Raw genomic sequence first — 22,789 nt, 5'->3', positions numbered from 1 at the left:
CCGCATAGCATGACCCGGTGAGGCTCGCCCGTCCCGACGTGTTCCACCCGCGCATCGTGCTGGCCGCGTGCCCGGCGCTGCCGGAGTCCGACGGCGACGACGACGGCCTGGTCGACGCGCTGCGCACCAGGGGTCTGCACGCCCGCTGGCTGTCGTGGGACGATCCGGCGACGCTGGACGCCGACCTGGTGATCCTGCGGGCGACGTGGGACTACATCGAGCGCCTCGACGAGTTCCTGGCGTGGACGCGCCGGGTCCGCCATCTCCTCAACGGCCCCGAAGTGGTGGCGTGGAACACCGACAAGCGGTATCTGGTGGATCTCGCGCGCCACGGGGTGCCGACGATGCCGACGCAGTACTTCGGCACCGGCGACCCGGTCGCGGTGCCTGCCGGTGAGGTCGTCGTCAAACCCGCCGTCGGCGGCGGGTCGGTAGGAGCGCGGCGGTTCACCGACGCCGATGCGGCCGCCGCCCACGCGGCGGCGCTGCAGGCGCAGGGGAGCGCGGTGCTCGTGCAGCCCTACGACCCGAGGGTCGAGTCCGGGGAGACGGCGCTGGTGTTCATCGGCGGTGAGCAGTCACACGCGTTCACCAAGGGGGCGATCCTGCCGCCGGACGGCCCGCCGGTGTTCGACGAGTCCGGTACATACGCGGTCGAGCACCTGGCACCCGCCGAACCGGATTTCGAGCTCTGGGACATCGGCTACGCCACCCTACGAGCGGCCGCGGCGATCCTCGGCGTCGACGTCGGCGAGTTCCTCTACGCGCGGGTGGATCTCATCGGCTCGCGCGGCGACGCGCAGGTGCTCGAGGTGGAACTCGTCGAACCGTCACTGGGTTGGCGGCAACTCGACCCCGCCGCGCGCGCGGACCGCCAGCGCCACTTCGCCCTCGCCGTGGAGTTCGCGCTCGAGCGCCTCGGGCTGGGTCCGCTGTCGCATCGACGCCCATAGCGCCGCGGTGGCCGCCGTGCAGGCGGCCGCACCGGCCACGTGCACCGCGACCAGGACCGCAGGCACACCGGTGAGGAACTGCACGGCGCCGACTGTGCCCTGGGCGACGACGATCGCGGCCAGCACCCCCAGCCGGACCAGCACCGGTCGCGGTGCGCGCACCGCGAGGAGCCCGAAGCCGAGGGCGATCACGAGCGACAGATACGCCACGAGCAGCGACGAATGCAGGTGCACGAGCGTGGTGATCTCCACCAGCAGCCGCGGCACCGGTTCCTCGATGCTCTTGTCGCCCGCGTGCGGACCGGCCCCGGTCACCAGGGTGCCGGTCACCAGCGTGGCGGCCAGTGCCGTGGCGCTCAGCAAGGTCAACTGCCGCAACGGTTTCGGGACCGTCCGAACCGGAGTGCCCCCGTCGGGTTCGCCGATCTTGACGTAGAGCAGCACCGACAGCCACACCATCGCCATGGACACCAGAAGGTGGATCGCGACGGTCCACCACAGCAGTCCGGTGAGCACCGTGATGCCGCCGATCACCGCCTGCGCCACTGTCGAGGCGGGCATCAGCCACGCGTACACGAGGACCTCGCGGCGCCGCCGCGCGCGCGTGACGGCCAGCACCGCCGCGGCGGCGGTCAGCACCACGAGGAAGGTGATCAGCCGGTTGCCGAATTCGACGGCCTGGTGGATGCCGGGCACCTCGGCGTGCGGCACGGGGGTGAAGCTGCCCGGGAAGCACTGCGGCCAGGTGGGGCAGCCGAGGCCCGACGCGGTGACGCGGACGATCGCGCCGGTGACCGAGATACCGCCCTGGGTGAGGATGACCGCGATCGCGATCGCGCGCTGGACCCGCAGACTGGGCAGCGGCAGCAGGTCGACCAGCCGCAGGAAGAGTCGTCTGACGGGCACGAATCGATGGTAGAGCAGCGGTAACTACGATCCGTAGTAGGCCTGGTCACCGGGGTGCGACGAACGGGACGAGCACGTCGTCGACCAGTGCGACCAGCAGGTCCTCGGTGATCGGGTCGCCGGTGATCAGAAGTCGGTGCCACAGCACGCTCTGGCCGAGTTCGCGGGCGATCTCCACCGGCACGTCGCGCCGCACCTCGCCGCGGTCGATACCCCGCTGCAGCAGCGCGGCCATCTCGCGTTTGCGCCAGCCGATGACGTCGTCGCGGAAAGCGGCGGTGAGTTCCGGATCGTGGGCGGCGGCCGCGACGGCGGCCTTGAGCACGGCGGCGTCCGGACCGGTGAACAGGGCGGCCCACCCGCGCAGAACCGCGAGCGTGTCGCCGCGGAAGCTGCCGGTGTCGGCGTGCGGGATGGCGGTCGTCGCGATGCGCATCAGCGTGTCGCGCAGCAGGCTGGCCCGGTCGGGCCACCGCCGGTAGAGCACCGGCTTGCTGGTGCGCGCGGCGGCGGCGACCGCCTCCATCGTCACCCCGCCGGGCCCGTGTTCGGCCAGCAGCGTCAGCACAGCGGTGCGGATGGCGGTGTCGAGTTCCGCCCCGTGTCGTCTGGCCATGAGATCCCCTCCGAGAAACGCTTGCGTATCTTAACGCGTGCTTCTAGCGTGCAAGATACGAATCCGTATCTTGCAGGAGGTCCCGATGTCCCGCCCCGTGCTCTATCCCTTGCGCTCGGTCGACACCGCCACGGTGCACGTCACCCGCGCACCCCACCGCCGCAGGCGCGTCACGATCGATCACCGCCCGCTCGCCGGGGTGACGCCCGCGATGCTCCTCGACTGGTTCACCCACCTCGGCGAGACGATGACGTACGGCGATGAGGTCATCGATCGCTACCTGGCGTGGCATCCGATCGACCACATCCGGTGGGAGCTCGACCGGCCGGCGCCCGGCGGCGGCGCGGCCGACGGCGCCCGTTTCCGCATGGTCGAGGCGTTCGGCGGGCGGCCCGAATTCACGATCGACGAGGTGGCGCGGGTCGAGAAGCTCGACGAAACCGGCATCCGGCTCGTCAAACGTGCCGCGGGGGCGGTGTTCTTCCAGCTCGAGCACACCTGGTCGGCGGGAGCGGACGGGGCGCACTACGTCACCGTGATGGACCTGGGCGCGCGGTCTACGCTGCTCTCACCGGTCAACCGGCTGGTGGCGCGGCACTTCCCCGAGGACAAGCTGCGGGCGTGGATCCGCCACAACATAGAGGAGGTCGGCCAGCTGGAATACCTGCTGCCCGCGCTGGTCTCAGGTGAAGCGGAACCAGCGCAGCGCGCATAGCGCCGCCACGCCGCCCCACACCGCGAGAACGGCGAGGCCCAGCCAGTCGACCGAGAGTGTCATCGCCTGGGTGAGCGCCTCGGTCAGCGCACCCGACGGTGTCAGCCGGGCGGCCCATGCCAGCGCGCCGGGCACCGCCTGACCCTCGAGCGTCAACGCGCCGAGCCCGGCGAACACGAACCACAGCAGGTTGGCGACCGCCAGCACGATCTCGGCGCGCAACGTCCCGCCGAGCAGCAGGCCCAGGGCCGCGAATCCGGCGGTGCCCAGCGCGATCACCACGGCGCCCAGCAGCAGCCCGGCCGGTTCGGGGCGCCACCCGAGCGCCAGGCCGATGGCCCCGAGCAGCACCGACTGCAGGAACACCACCGTGACCACGGCGAGTGACTTGCCGGCGATGATGCCCCACACCGGCAGCGCGGTCGCGCCGAGCCGTTTGAGCGCCCCGTAGCGACGGTCGAACGCGACCGCGATCGCCTGCCCGGTGAACGCCGTCGAGATCACCGCGAGCGCCATGATCGCGGGCACGAACGTGCCCGCGCGATCGTCGCCGAAGTCGCCGAGCGGCAACAGGATCAGCCCGACGAGCAGCGTGATCGGGATGAACATCGTCAGCAACAGCTGTTCGCCGTTGCGCAGCAGCAACCGCAGTTCGAGACCGAACTGGGCGGCCAGCATCTTCGGCACCGCGGCGGGCCGCGGGTCGGGGGTGAACGTGCCCGGCGCGAACTGGTTGGTGGTCATTTCCGCAACTCCCGGCCGGTCAGGTCCAGAAACACGTCCTCGAGGCTGCGCTGTTCGACGCGCATGTCGGTGGCCAGCACGTTCACCCGTGCACACCACGCCGTCACGGTGGCCAGCACCTGCGGGTCGACGTGGCCCTCGACCAGGTACTCACCCGGCGAGGTCTCGGTGGCGCGGTAGCTCTCCGGCAGCGCGGTCACCAACAGCGACAGGTCGAGTTTGGGGGGCGCGCTGAACCGCAGCTGGTTCTCGGCGCCGCTGCGCATCAGTTCGGCGGGCGTCCCGGTGGCCACCGCGACGCCGCGGTCGATGATCACCAGCCGGTCGGCCAGCTGTTCGGCCTCGGTCAGCTGGTGGGTGGTCAGCACGACGGTGACGCCGTCACGGCGCAGCGCATCGATCAGCTCCCACACCACGATGCGGGCGTGGGCGTCCATCCCGGCCGTCGGTTCGTCGAGGAACACGAGTTCGGGACGCCCGACGACGGCGCACGCCAACGCCAGCCGCTGCTGTTGGCCGCCGGAGAGCCTGCGGTAGGTGGTGCGCGCGACGTCGGTGAGGCCGAGGGTGTCGAGCAGCCACTGCGGGTCGAGCGGATCGGCGGCGTAGGCGGCGACGAGGTCGAGCATCTCGCCGGCGCGCGCGGCCGGATAACCGCCGCCGCCCTGCAGCATGACGCCGATGCGCTCACGCACCCTGTTGTTGTGGGCGGCCGGGTCCATGCCGAGGATCTCGATGGTCCCGGCGTCGGGGCGCAGGAACCCTTCGCACATCTCGACCGTCGTCGTCTTGCCCGCGCCGTTGGGGCCCAGCAGCGCCAGCACTTCGGCACGGTGGACGTCGAGGTCGAGGCCGTCGACCGCCGTGGTCGACCCGTAGCGCTTGGTCACGCCGCGCAGCCGCACGGGCTGAGCGGACGAGCGCTCGTGCGGCGAGCCGGCGGCTTCGGGTCCGGTGGTCACGGGGAATCAGCGTATGCGCCCGGTGCGGCGGATCGTGTCTGCGGTGGTCGCGGACCGTCTCCGCCGGGCGCCGACGGCGGGGGCGGCGACGCCGGCATGGCGGGCGGGTCCCCCTCGGGCAGCGGCTGCCAAGGCAGGCGGCGCCAGGTCAGCGCCATCAGCGCCGCGACCACGACGGTGCTGGCCAGCGTCGCCATCACGATCTGGAACAGGGCGAACCGATCGCCGTTGGCGGTGGGGCCGAAGATGCCGACGATCAGCGTGATCGCGATGGTCGCGCCGCGGAAGCCCGGGCGGGTGGCCCACGTCGCGAGCGGGATGATCGCCCACAGCAGATACCAGGGCTGCACGACGGGGAAGAGCAGGACCGTGGCGCCCAGCGCCACGCCGAGGCCGCCGACCGGGTGCAGCCGGCCGCGCAGCACCGCCAGCAGCAGACCGCTCACCAGCACCGCGATGATGCTGACGCCGATGGCACGGGTGAGTGCGAGGATCGCGGTGGTGTGGTCGCCGAGGCCGAGCAGGATGCCGACCTGACCGGTGCCCAGCGCGATCAGCGTCGGCGGGGACATCCAGCTGCGCACCACGTTGGCGGTGCCGAGCGTGAACAACCACCCGAAGCCCAGCCCGCTGGCCCAGCCGATCACCGCCATGACGGCGACCGCCACCGCGGTCAGCGACCCGCCTGCGATGAAGAACGCCTTCACAGTGCCGCCCCAGCGGCAGGCCAGCGCCATCGCGACGAAGCCGAGGGCGAGCAGCGACGGCAGTTTCACCTGAGAGGACATCGCGATCAGCACGGTGCCTGTGAGCAGCATCGCCATCGGATACCACCGGGCCCACTGCGGGCGGCCCGACGGCCAGTGCAGGGGCCGGGGGACGAGCGGACGAACGGCGTCCACTCCCCGCAGGGCGAATTCGGTGCCCGCCAGCATCAGCCCGAGCATGAGCGCCTCGTTGTGGATACCGGCGACCAGGTGCATGAACAGCAGGGGATTGCAGGGTCCCAGCCACAGGGCACTGACCTCGGCGACGCCGCAGCGGCGGGCCAGCCGCGGGGTGGCCCACACGATCAGCCCGACACCGGCGAGCACGACCAGCCGGTGGAAAAGGACGGCCCACACGATGTTCTCGCCGGTGATCGAGGAGATCGTCTGCCCGATCCACAGGAACAGCGGACCGTACGGGGCGGGCGTCTCCCGCCACAGGCTGGGCACCGACAGCGTGAACACGTGGTCGAGTCCCAGCCCTGTGGCGGGTCCGACCTTGTACGGGTCGAGCCCCTGCAGCGAGATCTCGCTCTGGGCGAGGTAGGAGTAGACGTCCTTGCTGTACATCGGCGGTGCGATCAGCAGCGGGATCGCCCACAGCAGCAGCGTGCGGTCGGTCTGGCTGCGCGACATCCGCCTGCTGCCGAGCGCGAAGCGGCCCAGCATCAGCCAGGCCAGCGCCATCATCACCGCACCCGTCGTCGTCATCGTCAGCGAGACGGTCTGGATCCGGGACGGCAGGTTGAGCAACCGGACGCCGAAGGTGGGGTCCTGCACGACGGGCCGCGCCCCGGCGCCCAGTGCGCCGATCGCCATCAGCACCGTGCCGGTCGCGCCGAACAGACGGGTCCGGCGCAGCGCGACCAGATCGGCCTCGGTCAGTGGTGAGCCAACAGTGCGCTCGTCGCCGTGCCAGCGGGCGATCGAGGAACTGAAGGACTGCAGCCGCCCGGCCATACGAGCCATTCGAGAAGCGTAGCCGCCGGGCCTATGGGAACTATCACGCTCCACTAAGGGTGACCTTGGTGGAACCGGCTGGCTAATTCCGTCACAATGGTGTTGTGAAAATCCCTACCGAGGCTGCCCGCGCGTCCGCTGCGCACGTCTCGGACGGGCACACCCGCAGTGCGATCATCCAGGTGCTGCTGCAGGGCCCGGTCACCGCATCGGCGATCGGCGATCGACTCGGCATCTCGGCGGCAGGTGTGCGCCGTCATCTGGACGCGCTGATCGAGGCGGGCGACGCGCAGGCCGCCCCCGCCGCGGCGTGGGAGCACAGCGGCCGCGGCCGCCCGGCCAAGCGTTACCGGCTCACCGCCGCAGGCCGCGCCAAGCTCGGCCACACTTACGACGACCTCGCGGCGGCGGCAATGCGCCAGCTGCGCGAGATCGGCGGCGACGACGCCGTCCGCACCTTCGCGCGCCGTCGGATCGACACCATCCTGTCGGGAGTAACCGAGGGGGTCGGTGGTGTTGAAGAGGGTGTCGAAGACACCGCCGAGCGGGTGGCCGACGCGCTCACCGCAGCCGGGTACGCGACCACCACCACGCGGGTCAGCGGCCCGATCGACGGTGTGCAGATCTGCCAGCACCACTGCCCGGTTTCGCACGTCGCCGAGGAGTTCCCGGAGCTGTGTGAAGCCGAGCGCGAGGCGTTCGCCGAGATCCTCGGCACCCACGTGCAGCGGCTGGCCACGATCGTCAACGGCGATTGCGCCTGCACCACCCACGTACCGCTGCAGCCCGACAAGCAAGAATCCCTCCGGCGCACAGCCCGCGCCGGATCCGTTACGACCCCTCAAGGAGCGTCGACATGACCGCCACCCCGGAGACGACCGCCGTCACCCCCGAGCACAAGATCGGGGAGCCGCTGTCGCAGGAGCAGGCCATCGCCTCGCTGGGCCGTTACGGCTACGGCTGGTCGGACTCCGACGTCGCGGGCGCCAGCGCGCAGCGCGGCCTGTCCGAGGCGGTCGTCCGCGACATCTCGGCGAAGAAGAGCGAGCCGGAGTGGATGCTCGACGTCCGCCTGCGCGCGTTGCGCACGTTCGACAAGAAGCCGATGCCGAACTGGGGTTCAAACCTCGACGGCATCGACTTCGAGAACATCAAGTACTTCGTGCGCTCCAGCGAGAAGCAGGCCGCCACGTGGGACGACCTGCCCGAGGACATCCGCAACACCTACGACAAGCTGGGCATCCCCGAGGCCGAGAAGCAGCGCCTGGTCTCCGGTGTCGCCGCCCAGTACGAGTCGGAGGTCGTCTACCACTCGATCCGTGAGGACCTCGAGAAGCAGGGCGTCATCTTCCTCGACACCGACACCGCCCTCAAGGAGCATCCGGAGCTGTTCAAGCAGTACTTCGGCACCGTGATCCCGGCCGGCGACAACAAGTTCTCCGCGCTCAACACCGCGGTGTGGTCGGGCGGTTCGTTCATCTACGTGCCGAAGGGCGTGCACGTCGACATCCCGCTGCAGGCCTACTTCCGGATCAACACCGAGAACATGGGCCAGTTCGAGCGGACGCTGATCATCGTCGACGAGGACGCCTACGTGCACTACGTCGAGGGCTGCACGGCGCCGATCTACAAGAGCGACTCGCTGCACTCCGCGGTCGTCGAGATCATCGTCAAGCCGGGCGGCCGCTGCCGCTACACCACCATCCAGAACTGGTCGAACAACGTCTACAACCTGGTCACCAAGCGTGCCCGCGCCGAGGCCGGCGCCACGATGGAGTGGGTCGACGGCAACATCGGCTCCAAGGTCACGATGAAGTACCCGGCCGTCTGGATGACCGGTGAGCACGCCAAGGGCGAGGTGCTCTCGGTGGCATTCGCCGGTGAGGGGCAGCACCAGGACACCGGCGCCAAGATGCTGCACCTCGCGCCGCAGACCTCCAGCAACATCGTGTCCAAGTCGGTGGCCCGCGGTGGCGGCCGTGCGTCCTACCGCGGTCTGGTCCAGGTGAACAAGGGTGCGCACGGTTCGCGCTCGAGCGTGAAATGCGATGCGCTGCTTGTCGATACGATCAGCCGCAGCGACACCTACCCGTACGTCGACATCCGTGAGGACGACGTGACGATGGGCCACGAGGCCACGGTCTCCAAGGTCAGCGAGGACCAGCTGTTCTACCTGATGAGCCGCGGGCTGACCGAGGACGAGGCAATGGCGATGGTCGTGCGCGGCTTCGTCGAGCCGATCGCCAAGGAACTGCCGATGGAGTACGCGCTGGAGCTCAACCGTCTGATCGAGCTGCAGATGGAAGGGGCTGTCGGCTAGTGGTATCGAATCTGACCGCGGCGGCCGAAGGGACACCCGCGGGTTCCGCGCTGAACAAGGGCGAGCTGTTCTCGTCGTTCGACGTCAACGCCTTCGAGGTCCCCGGTGGCCGCGACGAGATCTGGCGGTTCACCCCGCTGCGGCGGCTGCGCGGGCTGCACGACGGGTCGGCTCCGGCCAGCGGCCGCGCCGAGATCATCGTGTCCGAGCGGCCCGGCGTCACCGTCGAGACCGTGCAGCGCGGTGACGCGCGGCTCGGTCAGGGCGGTGTCCCGTCGGATCGTGTTGCGGCGCAGGCGTACTCGTCCTTCGAGTCGGCGACGGTGGTGACCGTCGCGCGCGACACCGAGGTCGCCGAGCCGATCGAGATCACCGTCGACGGACCCGGCGAGGGTGCGGTGGCCTACGGGCACCTGCAGATCCGCCTCGAGGAGCTGTCGCGGGCCATCGTCGTCGTGGACCTGCGTGGCAGCGGAACCTACGCCGACAACGTCGAGCTCATCGTCGGCGACTCGGCCGGTCTCGGCGTGATCTGGATCGCCGACTGGGCCGACGACATGGTGCACGTCAGCTCCCATCACGCCCGCCTGGGCAAGGATGCGGTGCTCGGGCACGTCAACGTGACGCTGGGCGGCGACGTCGTGCGCACCACGGCCATCGTGCGTTTCACCGCGCCGGGTGGTGACGCGAAGATGCTCGGCACGTATTTCGCCGACGACGGCCAGCACTTCGAATCGCGCCTGCTCGTCGACCACGCCGTGCCGAACTGCAAGTCCGACGTGCTCTACAAGGGTGCGCTGCAGGGCGATCCGCATTCGAACAAGCCCGACGCGCACGCCGTCTGGGTGGGCGACGTGCTGATCCGCGCGGCGGCCGCCGGCACCGACACCTTCGAGGTGAACCGCAACCTGGTGCTCACCGACGGTGCCCGCGCCGACTCGGTCCCCAACCTCGAGATCGAGACCGGCGAGATCGTCGGGGCCGGGCACGCCAGTGCCACCGGCCGATTCGACGACGAGCAGATGTTCTACCTGCAGGCGCGGGGCATTCCCGAACCCCAGGCGCGCCGGTTGATCGTGCGCGGCTTCTTCGGCGAGATCATCGGCAAGATCGCGGTGCCCGCGGTCCGGGAGCGCCTCACCGCCGCCATCGAACGCGAACTCGAGCTCACTGAAGGAAGCAATTCGTAATGTCCACACTGGAAATCAAAGATCTGCACGTCAGCGTCAACGGCGGCGACGACGCTGAGGCCAAGCCGATCCTCAAGGGCGTGAACCTCACCGTGAACTCGGGGGAGACCCACGCGCTGATGGGGCCGAACGGATCCGGGAAGTCGACGCTGTCATACGCGGTCGCCGGCCACCCGAAGTACACGGTCACCTCGGGGTCGATCACGCTCGACGGCCAGGACGTGCTCGAGATGAGCGTCGACGAGCGGGCACGCGCCGGGCTGTTCCTGGCGATGCAGTACCCGGTCGAGGTGCCCGGGGTCTCGATGTCGAACTTCCTGCGTACCGCGGCCACGGCCGTGCGTGGTGAGGCGCCGAAGCTGCGGCACTGGGTCAAAGAGGTCAAGGCCGCGATGGACGACCTCGAGATCGACCCGGCCTTCTCCGAACGCAGTGTGAACGAGGGCTTCTCGGGCGGCGAGAAGAAGCGCCACGAGATCCTGCAGCTGTCGCTGCTCAAGCCGAAGATCGCCATCCTCGACGAGACCGACTCCGGCCTCGACGTCGATGCGCTGCGCGTGGTCAGCGAAGGCGTCAACCGCTACGCCGCGGAGAACAGCGGCGGCGTGCTGCTGATCACCCACTACACCCGGATCCTGCGCTACATCCAGCCGCAGTTCGTCCACGTGTTCGTCGGCGGCCGCATCGTCGAATCGGGCGGGCCGGAACTGGCCGACGAGCTCGAGACCAACGGCTACGTGCGGTTCACCCAGCAGGCCGCGGCGGCAGGCGCATAGGGAGGCGTGTTGCGATGACGACCGCGGCGAGCCGGCTGGACGTGGCGCGGATCCGCGCGGACTTCCCGATCCTGCAGCGGGTGATGCGTGGTGGATCGCAACTGGCCTACCTCGATTCCGGTGCGACCTCACAGCGTCCGCTCCAGGTGCTCGACGCCGAACGCGACTTCCTGACCACGTCGTACGGCGCGGTGCACCGGGGCGCACACCAGCTGATGGAGGAATCGACCGACGCCTACGAGGACGGTCGCTCCGCCATCGCGGCGTTCGTCGGCGCCGACACCGACGAACTGGTGTTCACCAAGAACGCCACCGAGGCGCTCAACCTCGTGTCCTACGTGCTGGGCGACGGTCGCTTCGAGGGTCACGCCGTCGGCCCGGGCGACGTCATCGTCACCACTGAGCTGGAACACCACGCCAACCTGATCCCGTGGCAAGAGCTGGCCCGGCGCACCGGAGCCACGCTGAAGTGGTACGGCGTGACCGACTCAGGCGATCAGGCCGGGCGCATCGACCTCGACTCCCTCGACCTCGACGAGCGGGTGAAAGTGGTTGCGTTCACGCACCATTCGAACGTGACCGGCGCGGTCGCGCCGGTGGCCGAACTGGTCGCGCGGGCGCAGGCGGTCGGGGCGCTCACGGTGCTCGACGCCTGCCAGTCGGTGCCGCACCAGCCCATCGACTTCCACGCGCTCGGCGTCGACTACGCCGCGTTCTCCGGCCACAAGATGCTGGGCCCCAACGGGATCGGTGTGCTCTACGGACGGCGCGAGCTGCTCGCGAAGATGCCGCCGTTCCTCACCGGCGGGTCGATGATCGAGACCGTCACCATGGAGGGCGCCACCTATGCGCCCGCACCGCAGCGCTTCGAGGCTGGTACGCCGATGACCTCCCAGGTCGTCGGGTTGGCCGCTGCCGCCCGCTACCTGTCGGCCATCGGGATGGCCGAGGTCGAGGCGCACGAGGCCGAGCTGGTGGCCGCCGCACTGGACGGGCTGTCCGGTATCGACGGCGTCCGGATCGTCGGCCCGCACTCGATGACCGATCGCGGATCGCCGGTGTCGTTCGTCGTCGACGGGGTGCACGCTCACGACGTGGGGCAGGTGCTCGACGACGACGGGGTCGCCGTGCGGGTCGGTCACCACTGCGCGTGGCCGCTGCACCGCCGGTTCGGCATCACTGCGACCGCACGCGCGTCGTTCGCGGTGTACAACACCCTCGACGAGGTCGATCGGCTGGTGGCAGGCGTTCACCACGCCGTCGAGTTCTTCGGTAGGTGAGCGATGCGGCTCGAGCAGATCTACCAGGAAGTGATCCTCGATCACTACAAGCATCCGCATCACCGCGGGCTGCGTGAACCGTTCGGCGCCGAGGTGCACCACGTCAACCCCACCTGCGGCGACGAGGTGACGCTGCGCGTGTCCCTCGGTGAGGACGGCGAGACGGTCGCGGATGTGTCCTACGACGGGCAGGGCTGTTCCATCAGCCAGGCGTCGACGTCGGTGCTGACCGATCAGGTGATCGGGACGACGGTCGGCGACGCGCTCAAGACCGTCGCCGCGTTCACCGAGATGGTCTCGTCGCGGGGCACCATCGACGGGGACGAGGACGTCCTGGGCGACGGCATCGCCTTCGCCGGCGTCTCGAAGTACCCGGCTCGCGTGAAGTGCGCGCTGCTCGGCTGGATGGCTTTCAAGGACGCGGTCGCGCAGGCGTCCCACGATTCGGAGGAGAAACGATGAGCGAAACGACGGCACCCAACGAGGAACTGCTCGCCGACATCGAGGAGGCGATGCGCGACGTCGTGGACCCCGAACTCGGCATCAACGTCGTCGATCTCGGCCTGGTCTACGGACTGGGCGTCGAGAAGGGCGACGCCGGCGATGTCGCGTTGATCGACATGACGCTGACGTCGGCGGCGTGCCCGCTGACCGATGTGATCGAGGACCAGTCGCGCACCGCGCTGGTCGGCGCGGGCCTGGTCAACGAGATCAAGATCAACTGGGTGTGGAATCCGCCGTGGGGCCCGGACAAGATCACCGAGGACGGCCGCGAACAGCTTCGCGCCCTCGGTTTCACCGTCTAGCTCCCTGACGTCGTCCGGCGGGCGACAATCTCGCTGTGATGACGGTTCCCGCCACCGGGTGGCGCGGTGGTGTGCTCGCGCGGGGGCTGCTGATCGGCGCGACGACAGGGCTGTTCTTCGGCGCGCTCGCGCTGCTCGACTCCGGACTCCTCGTCGCCGGGGCGATCGTGTTCGTGGTCATGGGCGTCGCCATGGGAGTGTCGACGTCGCGGCGGATGAGCACGTACTGGCCCGGCGCTGCCGACTTCTCCGGCGCCGAACGGGTGACGATCGTGCGCGCCGCGCGCCGCGGCTATCGGGTCGACGACAAGCGTCTGGCCGCCGGCGTCGTCGACTACAGCGCAGGGTTGCGGGCCGCGGCCGAACGGCTGCACCCGTACCGCTGGGTGGTTTGGCTGGTGATCGTGGTCGCGCTGGGGAGCGCGGCGTGGGATGCGGTGGCCGGTTCGGTGCGCGAGACCGCCGCGTCGTGTGTCTACCTCGGCCTGCTGGCGATCGAGCTGTTCTGGTGGCCGTCTCGGCGGCGCGAGCTGCTGCTCAACGCGGCGCTGGCGTCCGCACTCGCCCAGCAGGCGCTCGACGAGCCGGGGGACGAGGAGCGCACCGCGGCGGCCCCGGAGCCGTGACGTCGGTCTCGGCGGCGGTTTGCCTGCACCGAGCGGGGGAACACAACACCCGACCCCGGCGTTAGGACTTTCGTGGCTACCCAAGACATCACCGCAGATCAGTTCAACGAGACGATCACCGAGAACGAGATCGTGCTCGTCGATTTCTGGGCGTCGTGGTGCGGCCCCTGTAAGCAGTTCGCGCCCACCTTCGCCGCCTCGTCCGAGAAGCACCCGGACGTCGTCTACGCCAAGGTCGACACCGAGGCGGAACAGCAGCTGGCGGCCGCAGCGGACATCCGGTCCATCCCGACGCTGATGGCGTTCAAGAAGGGCAAGCTGGTCTTCAACCAGGCCGGCGCGCTCCCACCCGCCGCGCTCGAGGATCTGGTGCAGAAGGTCAAGGAGTTCGACATCGACGCCGCGATCGCCGCACAGGAGAACGCGCCGTCCGAGTGACGTGTCCCACGAGGTGCACGCGATAGCGTGCACTGCGTGACCGCAGAAGACTCGTTCGTCCTCGTCGACAGGCCCCGGCCGCAGGTCGCGGTGGTGACCCTCAACCGTCCGGAGCGGATGAACTCCATGGCGTTCGACGTCATGGTCCCGCTGCGGGACGTGCTGCGCGAACTCACCTACGACAACGAGGTGCGCGCCGTCGTCCTCACCGGGGCGGGCCGCGGATTCTCCTCGGGTGCCGACCACAAGTCGGCCGGTTCGGTGCCCCACGTCAAGGGTCTGACCCGGCCGTCGTTCGGGTTGCGGTCGATGGAGATCCTCGACGACGTCATCCTGGCGCTGCGCAAGATGCACCAACCGGTGATCGCCGCCGTCAACGGCGCCGCGATCGGCGGCGGGCTGTGCCTGGCGCTGGCCGCCGACATCCGGGTGGCGGCGTCCGGGGCGTACTTCCGGGCGGCAGGCATCAACAACGGCCTCACCGCCAGCGAACTCGGGTTGAGCTACCTGTTGCCGCGCGCCATCGGCTCGTCGCGAGCCTTCGAGATCATGCTCACCGGCCGCGACGTCGATGCGGACGAGGCGCAGCGCATCGGGCTGGTGTCACGCACGGTCGCCGAAGACGAGCTGCTCGAGGTCTGCTGCGAGATGGCCGAACGCATCGCCGCGTTCTCCCGCCCCGGCGTGGAGCTCACCAAGCGCACGCTGTGGAGCGGTCTGGACGCGGCCAGCCTGGAGGGGCACATGCAGGCCGAAGGTCTCGGCCAGCTGTACGTCCGGCTGCTCACCGCGAATTTCGAGGAGGCGGTCGCGGCGCGCGCGGAGAAGCGGCCCGCGGTCTTCACCGACGACAAACCGTGAGCGTCGCCACGGCGGCCGTTATCAGTTGGCGTCGGGCGCCGAGCTGCGGCTAGCCTCGAAGCAGCCTTTCCCGGCGTCCGGCTCTGCCGCGCCCGAAATCCGTCCCACCCCCGCAATGAGGAGCACTGCCCGTGATCACCGCAACGGACCTCGAGGTCCGCGCCGGGGCGCGCACGCTGCTCTCCCTCGACGACGCCGTGCTGCGCGTCCAGCCGGGTGACCGGATCGGGCTGGTCGGGCGCAACGGTGCCGGTAAGACCACCACCATGCGGATCCTCGCGGGCGAAGGCGAACCCTACGCCGGCACCATCACCCGCAGCGGGGACGTCGGCTATCTACCGCAGGACCCCCGCGAAGGCGACCTCGACGTCCTGGCCCGCGACCGGGTGCTCTCGGCCCGTGGACTGGACACGCTGCTGGCCGACCTGGAGAAGCAGCAGGTGCTGATGGCCGAGGTCGCCGACGACGCCGCGCGCGACAAGGCGGTGCGCCGCTACGGTCAGCTCGAGGAACGGTTCGCCGCACTCGGCGGATACGCGGCCGAGAGCGAAGCGGGCCGCATCTGCGCGAGCCTCGGACTGCCCGAACGGGTGCTCACCCAGCCGCTACGCACGCTGTCCGGCGGCCAGCGCCGCCGCGTCGAACTGGCGCGCATCCTGTTCGCGGCCGGCGACAGCGGGTCGGGTTCGGCCACCACGCTGCTGCTCGACGAGCCGACCAACCACCTCGACGCCGACTCGATCACCTGGTTGCGCGACTTCCTGCAGAGTCACACCGGCGGGCTGGTGGTGATCAGCCACGACGTGGATCTGCTCGCCGCGGTGGTCAACCGGGTGTGGTTCCTCGACGCGGTCCGCGGAGAGGTCGACGTGTACAACATGTCCTGGCAGAAGTACCTCGACGCCAGGGCCACCGACGAGCAGCGCCGCCGCCGTGAGCGGGCCAACGCCGAGAAGAAGGCGTCCGCGCTGCGGGCGCAGGCGGCCAAGATGGGCGCCAAGGCCACCAAAGCCGTTGCGGCGCAGAACATGCTGAAGCGCGCGGACCGGATGATGGCCGCCCTCGACGAGGAACGGGTCGCCGACAAGGTGGCGCGGATCAAGTTCCCCACCCCGGCGCCGTGCGGCAAGACCCCGCTGATCGCCAAGGGGCTGACCAAGACCTACGGGTCCCTGGAGATCTTCACCGGCCTGGACCTGGCCATCGACCGCGGTTCGCGGGTGGTGGTGCTGGGTCTGAACGGTGCGGGCAAGACCACTCTGCTGCGCCTGTTGGCCGGTGTGGAGAAGGCCGACGCCGGCGGGCTGGAGCCCGGCTACGGACTCAAGATCGGATACTTCGCCCAGGAGCACGACACGCTCGACAACGCGGCCTCGGTGTGGGAGAACATCCGCCACGCCGCCCCCGACACCGGCGAGCAGGATCTGCGGGGACTGCTGGGTGCGTTCATGTTCAGCGGCCCCCAGCTCGAGCAGCCGGCGGGCACGCTGTCCGGCGGTGAGAAGACCCGACTGGCACTGGCCGGCCTGGTCGCGTCGACCGCGAACGTGCTGCTGCTCGACGAACCCACCAACAACCTCGACCCGGCGTCGCGTGAGCAGGTGCTCGATGCGCTGCGCAGTTACTCGGGCGCCGTCGTGCTGGTGACCCACGATCCGGGCGCCGCCGAGGCGCTGGAACCACAGCGGGTGGTGCTGCTGCCCGACGGGACCGAGGACTTCTGGTCCGACGAGTACCGGGATCTCATCGAGCTGGCCTGAGCGCCGCCGGCTCCCCGCGGGCCACATGACGAACCGATTGACGAAATGTCACCGAACCGCTGGTTAACGCTTCGGACGCGGGGTATTCCCTCGAAGCTGTCGGGGGCATAAACAGCGGGGAGATGTCATGAAGAAATCGAATAAGTCCCGAGAAGAACTGCTCACCGAGTTGCGGACAGCGTACGAGGGGGGAGCGAGCATCCGGGCGCTGGTGGCGACGACCGGACGTTCCTACGGTTCGATCCACAGCATGCTGCGCGAAAGCGGTACGACGATGCGCAGCCGCGGTGGACCCAACCACCGGTCGCGGCGTTCCAGCGTCAACTGACGCCGGAGCCCTGCTGCCGCACCGACGCCTCGACGAGGTCGAGGACCGCACCGAGCTTCTTGGGGTCGTCCCCGGAGGCGAGGCGCGCCACGAGCCCGTCGAGCACCAGGTCGAGGTAGGTCTGCAACACCTCGCTGGGCACGTCGTCGCGCAGCCGGCCGGCTTTTTTCTGTCTGCGCAGCCGCGCCTCGGTCGCGGCGGACAGTTCGGCTGAACGCTCCTCCCAGCCCTGGTGGAAGACCGGGTCGTTGCGCAGTTTGCGCGCGATCTCCAACCGGGTGGCCAACCAGTCGAACTGGTCCGGCGCGGCCAGCAGGTCACGCATCACCTGGATGAGCCCCTCGCGCGAGGCGACGTCGGCCATTCGTTCGGCGTCCTCGCGCGCCAGCTCGAAGAACAGCGTGTCCTTGTCGCGGAAGTGGTGGAAGATGGCGCCGCGCGACAGCCCGATGGTGTGTTCGAGCCGTCGCACGGTCGCCTTGTCGTACCCGTATTCCGCAAAGCAGCGCCGGGCGCCGTCGAGGATCTGGCGGCGGCGCGCCGCCAGATGATCGTCGGTAACCCGCGGCATCAGTTCAGCTTCCGTGAGGCGGTTACTTGGACTTCAGCATGTTGCGCAGCACGTACTGCAGGATGCCGCCGTTGCGGTAGTAATCCGCCTCACCGGGCGTGTCGATGCGCACCACGGCGTCGAACTCGGTCTTGGAGCCGTCCTCCTTGGTGGCGGTGACGTGCACCGTCTTGGGAGTCTTGCCCTCGTTGAGCGCCTCGATCCCGGTGATGTCGAACGTCTCGGTGCCGTCGAGCTTGAGGCTCGCCGCGGATTCGCCCTCCGGGAACTGCAGCGGGATGACGCCCATGCCGATCAGGTTCGAGCGGTGGATCCGCTCGAAGGATTCGGTGATGACCGCACGCACACCGAGCAGCCGGGTGCCCTTGGCCGCCCAGTCCCGCGAGGAGCCGGAGCCGTACTCCTTGCCGCCCAGTACCACCAGCGGGATGTCCTGCTCGGCGTAGTTCTGCGCGGCATCGTAAATGAACGCCTGCTCGCCGCCCTTGGTGAAGTCGCGGGTGTAGCCGCCGGACACGTCGTCGAGCAACTGGTTCTTGAGCCGGATGTTGGCGAAGGTGCCCCGGATCATCACCTCGTGGTTGCCACGGCGCGAGCCGTAGGAGTTGTAGTCCTTCTTCTCCACACCGTGCGACTCCAGGTACTGCGCGGCCGGGGTGCCCGGCTTGATGCTGCCCGCGGGGGAGATGTGGTCGGTGGTGACCGAATCGCCCAGCAGGGCCAGGACCCGGGCCCCGGTGATGTCGGTGACCGGCTCCGGTTCGGCGGGCATGCCGTCGAAGTAGGGAGGCTTCCGCACATAGGTGGAGTCCTCGGCCCACTCGAAGGTGTCACCGCTGGGGGTGGGCAGGTTGCGCCACCGCTCGTCGCCCTTGAACACGTCGGCGTAGTTCTTGACGAACATCTCGGTGTTGATCGCCGAGGCGATGGTGTCGTTGATGTCCTGCTGCGTCGGCCAGATGTCCTTGAGGAACACCTGATTGCCCTCATTGTCGGTGCCCAGGCAGTCGGATTCGAAGTCGAAGTCCATGCTGCCGGCCAGCGCGTAGGCGATCACCAGCGGCGGCGAGGCCAGGTAGTTCATCTTCACGTCCGGGTTGATCCGGCCCTCGAAGTTGCGGTTACCGGAGAGCACCGCGGTCACCGACAGATCGTTGTCGTTGATGGCCTTGCTGATCTCGTCGGGCAGGGGACCGCTGTTGCCGATGCAGGTGGTGCAGCCGTAGCCGACCAGGAAGAAGCCGAGCTTCTCCAGGTACGGCCACAGTCCGGCCTTGTCGTAGTAGTCGGTGACCACCTGTGAGCCCGGGGCCATCGTGGTCTTGACCCACGGCTTCGAGGTCAGACCCTTCTCGACGGCGTTCTTGGCCAACAGCGCCGCACCGAGCATCACCTCGGGGTTGGAGGTGTTGGTGCAGGAGGTGATCGCGGCGATCACGACGGCGCCGTGGTCGAGCACGAACTCGCCGCGCTCGTCGGACTTCACCGTGATCGGGTTGGTCGGCCTGCCCTCGGCGCCGTTCGCGGCCGACACCACCTCGACGGCATCCTCATCGGCGAACGACAGCGCCACCGGATCGCTGCTGGGGAACGTCTCCTCGACCGCCTCGTCGATGTTCGAGTGCGCGGGGGAGTTGCCGTTCTCGACGTAGTTGTGGATGTCCTTGCGGAACGCCGACTTCGCGTCGTCGAGCGCGATGCGGTCCTGCGGACGCTTGGGTCCGGCGATCGACGGCACCACGTCGGCGAGGTCGAGTTCGAGGTACTCGGAGAACTTGGGTTCGCGGCTCGGGTCGTGCCACATGCCCTGTTCCTTGGCGTACGCCTCGACCAGCGCCAGCTGCTCGTCGCTGCGGCCGGTCATCCGCAGGTAGTCGATGGTGACGTCGTCGATGGGGAAGATCGCTGCGGTGGAGCCGAATTCGGGGCTCATGTTGCCCAGCGTGGCGCGGTTGGCCAGCGGCACCTCGGCGACGCCCTCGCCGTAGAACTCGACGAACTTGCCGACGACGCCGTGCTTGCGCAGCATCTCGGTGACGGTCAGGACGACGTCGGTGGCGGTCACGCCGGGACGGCGCTCGCCGGTCAGCTTGAACCCGACCACGCGGGGGATCAGCATCGACACCGGCTGGCCGAGCATGGCGGCCTCGGCCTCGATGCCGCCGACGCCCCAGCCGAGCACGCCGAGGCCGTTCTCCATCGTGGTGTGCGAGTCGGTGCCCACACAGGTGTCGGGGTAGGCGACCCCGTCACGGTCCATGACCACGCTGGCCAGGTACTCGATGTTGACCTGGTGCACGATGCCGGTGCCGGGCGGCACGACCTTGAAGTCGTGGAAGGCGCCCTGGCCCCAGCGCAGGAACTGGTAGCGCTCGCCGTTGCGCTCGTACTCGATCTCCACGTTGCGCTCGAACGCGTCGGCGCGACCGAACAGATCGGCGATCACGGAGTGGTCGATGACGAGGTCGGCGGGCGCCAGCGGGTTGACCTTCTGCGGGTCGCCGCCGAGCTCGCCGACCGCCTCGCGCATGGTGGCGAGGTCGACGATGCAGGGGACGCCGGTGAAGTCCTGCATGATCACCCGGGCCGGGGTGAACTGGATCTCGATGCTGGGATCGGCCTCGGGGTCCCACTTCGCGATGGCCTCGATGTGGTCCTTGGTGATGTTCGCGCCGTCCTCGGTGCGCAGCAGGTTCTCCGCAAGCACCTTGAGGCTGTACGGCAGCTTCTCCGTGCCGGGAACGGCGTCGAGGCGGTAGATTTCGTACGACTTGTCCCCGACGCTCAGGGTGTCACGGGCTCCAAAAGAATCCTTGCTGCTCACATCAACTCCCGGTTGTTCTCGCCGCGACGGGCTGTGTCGTGGCGTGCTGATTCTAACAGTACGCTTGTCCTGCAAAACACCCCAGGGCTGCGTCGAATCTGTCGCCCAGTCTCGTCGTCACGCGCGGGTGCTGCCACCCGGGTACCCGCTCGCGCGGTACGGTGCTGCCTGTGACTCAAGGCTTGCTCATGCCGAATGTCATTCCGTTCCTGCCCGGGTTCATCCCGCCGGACGTGGACATGAACAAGGTGATCGCCGACGTCGGGGACGACGGGGTGAGCGCGCCCGGGGCCGACGAGGCGGCGCTGCGGCAGGTGGTCTCCGAGGCGAAGGCCGACGGCATCGACCTCAAGATCGTCGTGATCGACACGAACCCGCACATCGACACTCCGCTGCGCGACATCGCGACCGAGGTCGGGCAGGCCTACCCGGGTTCGACCGTGCTGGCGCTGAGCCCGTCGTACGCCGGGACCTACAGTCCGACCTTCGACCGCGTCACGCTGGAGGCCGGCCAGGACCTCGCCAAGACGGGTGATCCCGTCCAGTCGTCGAAGAATTTCGTCAGCCAACTCACGACGCCGGACTTTCCCTGGACGGCATTGACGATTGCCCTCGTAATGGTGGTGGCGGCGGCCACTGCGGCGACCCGGTGGTTACAGATTCGAGGCAAACGCGCGGCCGCGGCCGACGCCGCTCCTACCGACGCTGACCTGCGCTGATGTTGGCTGCCGCCTGCGGGCGGTAATTCCAACATCACCATTCGATAACAGTTAATTCAATTACAACTATGTAATTTGTGACTAAAGTTTCTTTAGCGTCGATTGTGACGTACGGTGCATTCGGTACCCAATGTTGTCGCTGTGCCTGATGTGACTTGTGTGCATCGGTGCCCCTCACGAACGTGCCGCCACGTTCGCGTCGACCCTTAGGAGACTTGAGTCGAATGAGACGCACCGCTCGCGCCTCCGCTTCCCGGCTGGTCGTCCGGATGTGCGCGCTGCCCTTGACCGTCGGAATGCTGATGTCCACGGCGCTGTGGGGCGGTGCGCCCGGATCGGCGGACACCGAGAGCGTCGCGACCCTGGTGGCCGCCGTCGCCAACGCGAACCAGAAACTGCAGGAACTGGGCGCCGCCGTGCAGAGCACGCAGGAAGGCGTCAACAAGGCGATCCTCGACGTGCAGAACGCCCGCGACGCGGCCGCGACCGCCCAGCGTGACCTCGAAGCCAGCCAGCGCGGGATCGAAGACGCCACCATCGCAATCTCCGCGGCGCAGAAGCGCTTCGACACGTTCGCCGCGGCCACCTACGTCAGCGGCGCGTCGTCGTCGTACGTGACGGCCGCCGACCCCGCCGACGTCCTGAAGACCGCATCGACCGCCGACACGCTGTCGATCAGCTCGGCCCGCGTCATGGAGAACCTGCAGCGCGCGCGCACCGACCAGGTCAACAAGGAGTCCGCGGCGCGCCTGGCCAAGCAGAAGGCCGATCAGGCCGCCGCCGACGCGGAGGCCAGCCAGCGCACGGCGGTCGCGGCGCTCACCGAGGCCCAGCGCAACTTCGGCAGCCAGCAGTCCGAACTGAACCGGCTCACCGCCGAGCGCACCGCGGCCCAGGCCCGCCTCGCCCAGGTCCGCAAGGCCTCCTCGACCGGACAGGCGTCGACGGGGCCCGCACCCGCGGCCGCCCCGCAGGCCAAGGCGCCGAATCCGGCGGCGAACTGGGACCGGGCGCCCGGCGCTCCGGCGCCGGCCGCCGCAAACTGGGACACCGCATGGGATCCCACGCTGCCCGCGATCCCCAGCGCGTTCGTCAGCGGCGACCCGATCGCGATCATCAACGCCGTCCTCGGCATCACCGCGACGTCGGCTCAGGTCACCTCGCAGATGGGCCGCACGTTCCTGCAGAAGATCGGTCTGCTGCCCACGCCGACCGGATACACCAACGGGGCCATCCCGCGGGTGTACGGCCGGCAGGCCACCGAGTACGTCATCCGGCGCGCCATGTCGCAGATGGGTGTCCCGTACTCGTGGGGCGGTGGCAACGCCGCCGGTCCCAGCCGCGGAATCGACTCCGGCGCAGGCACCGTCGGCTTCGACTGCTCCGGCCTGATGCTGTACGCGTTCGCCGGTGTGGGCATCAAGCTCGACCACTACTCGGGATCGCAGTACAACGCCGGCCGCAAGGTGCCGAACTCGCAGATGCGCCGCGGCGACATGCTGTTCTGGGGGCCCAACGCCAGCCAGCACGTCGCCCTCTACCTCGGTGACGGTCAGATGCTCGAAGCCCCCTACACCGGGTCCGTGGTCAAGATCTCGCCGGTGCGCACCAGCGGCATGACCCCGTACGCGACCCGCTTGATCGAATGGTGAGATTGTTGGAGTTGT

General features: G+C 69.0%; 22 protein-coding genes. 15 read left to right on the top strand and 7 right to left on the bottom strand.

All coding sequences use genetic code 11. From position 1 onward, the window contains the following. Positions 1 to 830: 830 nt before the first annotated feature. Both G6N30_RS09170 and G6N30_RS09165 read right to left on the bottom strand, forming a co-directional pair. Positions 831 to 1,859: a COX15/CtaA family protein gene (locus G6N30_RS09170; RefSeq protein WP_134052061.1), complete on the bottom strand. Its 1,029-nt coding sequence runs from the start codon at positions 1,857 to 1,859 to the stop codon at positions 831 to 833. A gap of 46 nt (positions 1,860 to 1,905) precedes the next feature. Continuing rightward, complete coding sequence (locus G6N30_RS09165) at positions 1,906 to 2,475, bottom strand: TetR/AcrR family transcriptional regulator (protein ID WP_134052059.1); 570 nt, start codon at positions 2,473 to 2,475, stop codon at positions 1,906 to 1,908. Between the two features lie 85 nt (positions 2,476 to 2,560). Here G6N30_RS09165 and G6N30_RS09160 point away from each other — a divergent pair, with 85 nt between their 5' ends. Next, the gene (locus G6N30_RS09160) at positions 2,561 to 3,190 is read left to right on the top strand and encodes a hypothetical protein (RefSeq protein WP_134052057.1); all 630 of its coding nucleotides are present in this window, start codon (positions 2,561 to 2,563) and stop codon (positions 3,188 to 3,190) included. Here the strand turns inward: G6N30_RS09160 and G6N30_RS09155 are convergent. From G6N30_RS09155 to mptB, 3 genes are read right to left on the bottom strand one after another with little or no spacing between them, the layout of a single operon-like run. Beyond that, entirely contained in the window at positions 3,158 to 3,934 is a 777-nt protein-coding gene (locus G6N30_RS09155; RefSeq protein ID WP_134052055.1) for an ABC transporter permease, read from the bottom strand. The two genes, G6N30_RS09160 and G6N30_RS09155, sit on opposite strands and share 33 nt — an antisense overlap. Further along, on the bottom strand, positions 3,931 to 4,896 hold the full coding sequence (locus tag G6N30_RS09150; RefSeq protein ID WP_134052053.1) for an ABC transporter ATP-binding protein: 966 nt from the start codon (positions 4,894 to 4,896) through the stop codon (positions 3,931 to 3,933). The genes G6N30_RS09155 and G6N30_RS09150 overlap by 4 nt, the downstream gene beginning before the upstream one ends. After that, positions 4,893 to 6,623, bottom strand: coding sequence for a polyprenol phosphomannose-dependent alpha 1,6 mannosyltransferase MptB (mptB, locus tag G6N30_RS09145; RefSeq protein WP_179965614.1), 1,731 nt, complete (start codon positions 6,621 to 6,623; stop codon positions 4,893 to 4,895). The genes G6N30_RS09150 and mptB overlap by 4 nt, the downstream gene beginning before the upstream one ends. A 104-nt stretch (positions 6,624 to 6,727) precedes the next feature. Here mptB and G6N30_RS09140 point away from each other — a divergent pair, with 104 nt between their 5' ends. The 12 genes from G6N30_RS09140 (at position 6,728) to G6N30_RS09085 (ending at position 17,008) form a co-directional block, all read left to right on the top strand. Beyond that, positions 6,728 to 7,483 (top strand): helix-turn-helix transcriptional regulator, encoded by a 756-nt coding sequence (locus G6N30_RS09140; protein ID WP_134052049.1) that lies wholly within the window; start codon positions 6,728 to 6,730, stop codon positions 7,481 to 7,483. After that, positions 7,480 to 8,943: a Fe-S cluster assembly protein SufB gene (gene sufB / locus G6N30_RS09135; RefSeq protein WP_134052047.1), complete on the top strand. Its 1,464-nt coding sequence runs from the start codon at positions 7,480 to 7,482 to the stop codon at positions 8,941 to 8,943. Before G6N30_RS09140 ends, sufB begins: the two co-directional genes overlap by 4 nt. Beyond that, a complete protein-coding gene (gene sufD / locus G6N30_RS09130) occupies positions 8,943 to 10,133 on the top strand; it encodes a Fe-S cluster assembly protein SufD (RefSeq protein ID WP_134052045.1) in 1,191 nt (396 codons plus the stop codon). Before sufB ends, sufD begins: the two co-directional genes overlap by 1 nt. After that, positions 10,133 to 10,909: a Fe-S cluster assembly ATPase SufC gene (sufC, locus tag G6N30_RS09125; protein ID WP_134052043.1), complete on the top strand. Its 777-nt coding sequence runs from the start codon at positions 10,133 to 10,135 to the stop codon at positions 10,907 to 10,909. Before sufD ends, sufC begins: the two co-directional genes overlap by 1 nt. A 14-nt stretch (positions 10,910 to 10,923) precedes the next feature. Then, positions 10,924 to 12,189 (top strand): cysteine desulfurase, encoded by a 1,266-nt coding sequence (locus G6N30_RS09120; RefSeq protein ID WP_134052041.1) that lies wholly within the window; start codon positions 10,924 to 10,926, stop codon positions 12,187 to 12,189. Between the two features lie 3 nt (positions 12,190 to 12,192). Then, a complete protein-coding gene (sufU, locus tag G6N30_RS09115; RefSeq protein WP_134052039.1) occupies positions 12,193 to 12,651 on the top strand; it encodes a Fe-S cluster assembly sulfur transfer protein SufU in 459 nt (152 codons plus the stop codon). Next, a complete protein-coding gene (locus G6N30_RS09110; RefSeq protein WP_134052037.1) occupies positions 12,648 to 12,995 on the top strand; it encodes a metal-sulfur cluster assembly factor in 348 nt (115 codons plus the stop codon). Before sufU ends, G6N30_RS09110 begins: the two co-directional genes overlap by 4 nt. Positions 12,996 to 13,033: 38 nt before the next feature. Beyond that, positions 13,034 to 13,621 (top strand): hypothetical protein, encoded by a 588-nt coding sequence (locus G6N30_RS09105; RefSeq protein WP_234880082.1) that lies wholly within the window; start codon positions 13,034 to 13,036, stop codon positions 13,619 to 13,621. A 72-nt stretch (positions 13,622 to 13,693) separates the two neighbouring features. Further along, positions 13,694 to 14,059, top strand: coding sequence for a thioredoxin (gene trxA / locus G6N30_RS09100; RefSeq protein ID WP_134052033.1), 366 nt, complete (start codon positions 13,694 to 13,696; stop codon positions 14,057 to 14,059). A 27-nt stretch (positions 14,060 to 14,086) separates the two neighbouring features. After that, entirely contained in the window at positions 14,087 to 14,920 is an 834-nt protein-coding gene (locus tag G6N30_RS09095) for an enoyl-CoA hydratase (protein ID WP_134052031.1), read from the top strand. A 131-nt stretch (positions 14,921 to 15,051) separates the two neighbouring features. Continuing rightward, entirely contained in the window at positions 15,052 to 16,680 is a 1,629-nt protein-coding gene (locus G6N30_RS09090) for an ABC-F family ATP-binding cassette domain-containing protein (protein ID WP_134052029.1), read from the top strand. 127 nt (positions 16,681 to 16,807) lie between these two features. Further along, positions 16,808 to 17,008, top strand: coding sequence for a helix-turn-helix domain-containing protein (locus G6N30_RS09085; RefSeq protein ID WP_134052027.1), 201 nt, complete (start codon positions 16,808 to 16,810; stop codon positions 17,006 to 17,008). On the opposite strand, the gene G6N30_RS09080 is transcribed toward G6N30_RS09085, so the two are convergent. Both G6N30_RS09080 and G6N30_RS09075 read right to left on the bottom strand, forming a co-directional pair. Beyond that, on the bottom strand, positions 17,001 to 17,579 hold the full coding sequence (locus G6N30_RS09080; RefSeq protein ID WP_134052025.1) for a TetR/AcrR family transcriptional regulator: 579 nt from the start codon (positions 17,577 to 17,579) through the stop codon (positions 17,001 to 17,003). The two genes, G6N30_RS09085 and G6N30_RS09080, sit on opposite strands and share 8 nt — an antisense overlap. A gap of 22 nt (positions 17,580 to 17,601) precedes the next feature. Next, positions 17,602 to 20,403, bottom strand: a complete 2,802-nt coding sequence (locus G6N30_RS09075; protein ID WP_134052023.1) for an aconitate hydratase — start codon at positions 20,401 to 20,403, stop codon at positions 17,602 to 17,604. Between the two features lie 188 nt (positions 20,404 to 20,591). Between G6N30_RS09075 and G6N30_RS09070 the strand changes: the two genes are divergently transcribed. Continuing rightward, positions 20,592 to 21,122: an Rv1476 family membrane protein gene (locus tag G6N30_RS09070; RefSeq protein WP_134052021.1), complete on the top strand. Its 531-nt coding sequence runs from the start codon at positions 20,592 to 20,594 to the stop codon at positions 21,120 to 21,122. A 224-nt stretch (positions 21,123 to 21,346) separates the two neighbouring features. Next, positions 21,347 to 22,774, top strand: a complete 1,428-nt coding sequence (ripA, locus tag G6N30_RS09065; RefSeq protein WP_134052019.1) for an NlpC/P60 family peptidoglycan endopeptidase RipA — start codon at positions 21,347 to 21,349, stop codon at positions 22,772 to 22,774. The last annotated feature ends 15 nt before the right edge of the window (positions 22,775 to 22,789 follow it).

Origin of the sequence: Mycolicibacterium litorale (assembly GCF_010731695.1) — a bacterium.
In the GTDB taxonomy this organism is placed as follows: domain Bacteria; phylum Actinomycetota; class Actinomycetes; order Mycobacteriales; family Mycobacteriaceae; genus Mycobacterium; species Mycobacterium litorale.
Note: the sequence above shows the minus strand (reverse complement) of the source record. Positions and strands in the feature narration are given on the sequence as shown.

Coding starts and splice junctions, on each gene's coding strand:
- sufC (WP_134052043.1), top strand. CDS start 10,133: ATGTCCACACTGGAAATCAAAGATCTGCACGTCAGCGTCAACGGCGGC.
- sufU (WP_134052039.1), top strand. CDS start 12,193: ATGCGGCTCGAGCAGATCTACCAGGAAGTGATCCTCGATCACTACAAG.
- G6N30_RS09120 (WP_134052041.1), top strand. CDS start 10,924: ATGACGACCGCGGCGAGCCGGCTGGACGTGGCGCGGATCCGCGCGGAC.
- sufB (WP_134052047.1), top strand. CDS start 7,480: ATGACCGCCACCCCGGAGACGACCGCCGTCACCCCCGAGCACAAGATC.
- G6N30_RS09110 (WP_134052037.1), top strand. CDS start 12,648: ATGAGCGAAACGACGGCACCCAACGAGGAACTGCTCGCCGACATCGAG.
- G6N30_RS09070 (WP_134052021.1), top strand. CDS start 20,592: ATGCCGAATGTCATTCCGTTCCTGCCCGGGTTCATCCCGCCGGACGTG.
- G6N30_RS09080 (WP_134052025.1), bottom strand. CDS start 17,579: ATGCCGCGGGTTACCGACGATCATCTGGCGGCGCGCCGCCGCCAGATC.
- G6N30_RS09160 (WP_134052057.1), top strand. CDS start 2,561: ATGTCCCGCCCCGTGCTCTATCCCTTGCGCTCGGTCGACACCGCCACG.
- G6N30_RS09105 (WP_234880082.1), top strand. CDS start 13,034: ATGACGGTTCCCGCCACCGGGTGGCGCGGTGGTGTGCTCGCGCGGGGG.
- mptB (WP_179965614.1), bottom strand. CDS start 6,623: ATGGCCGGGCGGCTGCAGTCCTTCAGTTCCTCGATCGCCCGCTGGCAC.
- G6N30_RS09085 (WP_134052027.1), top strand. CDS start 16,808: ATGAAGAAATCGAATAAGTCCCGAGAAGAACTGCTCACCGAGTTGCGG.
- G6N30_RS09165 (WP_134052059.1), bottom strand. CDS start 2,475: ATGGCCAGACGACACGGGGCGGAACTCGACACCGCCATCCGCACCGCT.
- ripA (WP_134052019.1), top strand. CDS start 21,347: ATGAGACGCACCGCTCGCGCCTCCGCTTCCCGGCTGGTCGTCCGGATG.
- G6N30_RS09155 (WP_134052055.1), bottom strand. CDS start 3,934: ATGACCACCAACCAGTTCGCGCCGGGCACGTTCACCCCCGACCCGCGG.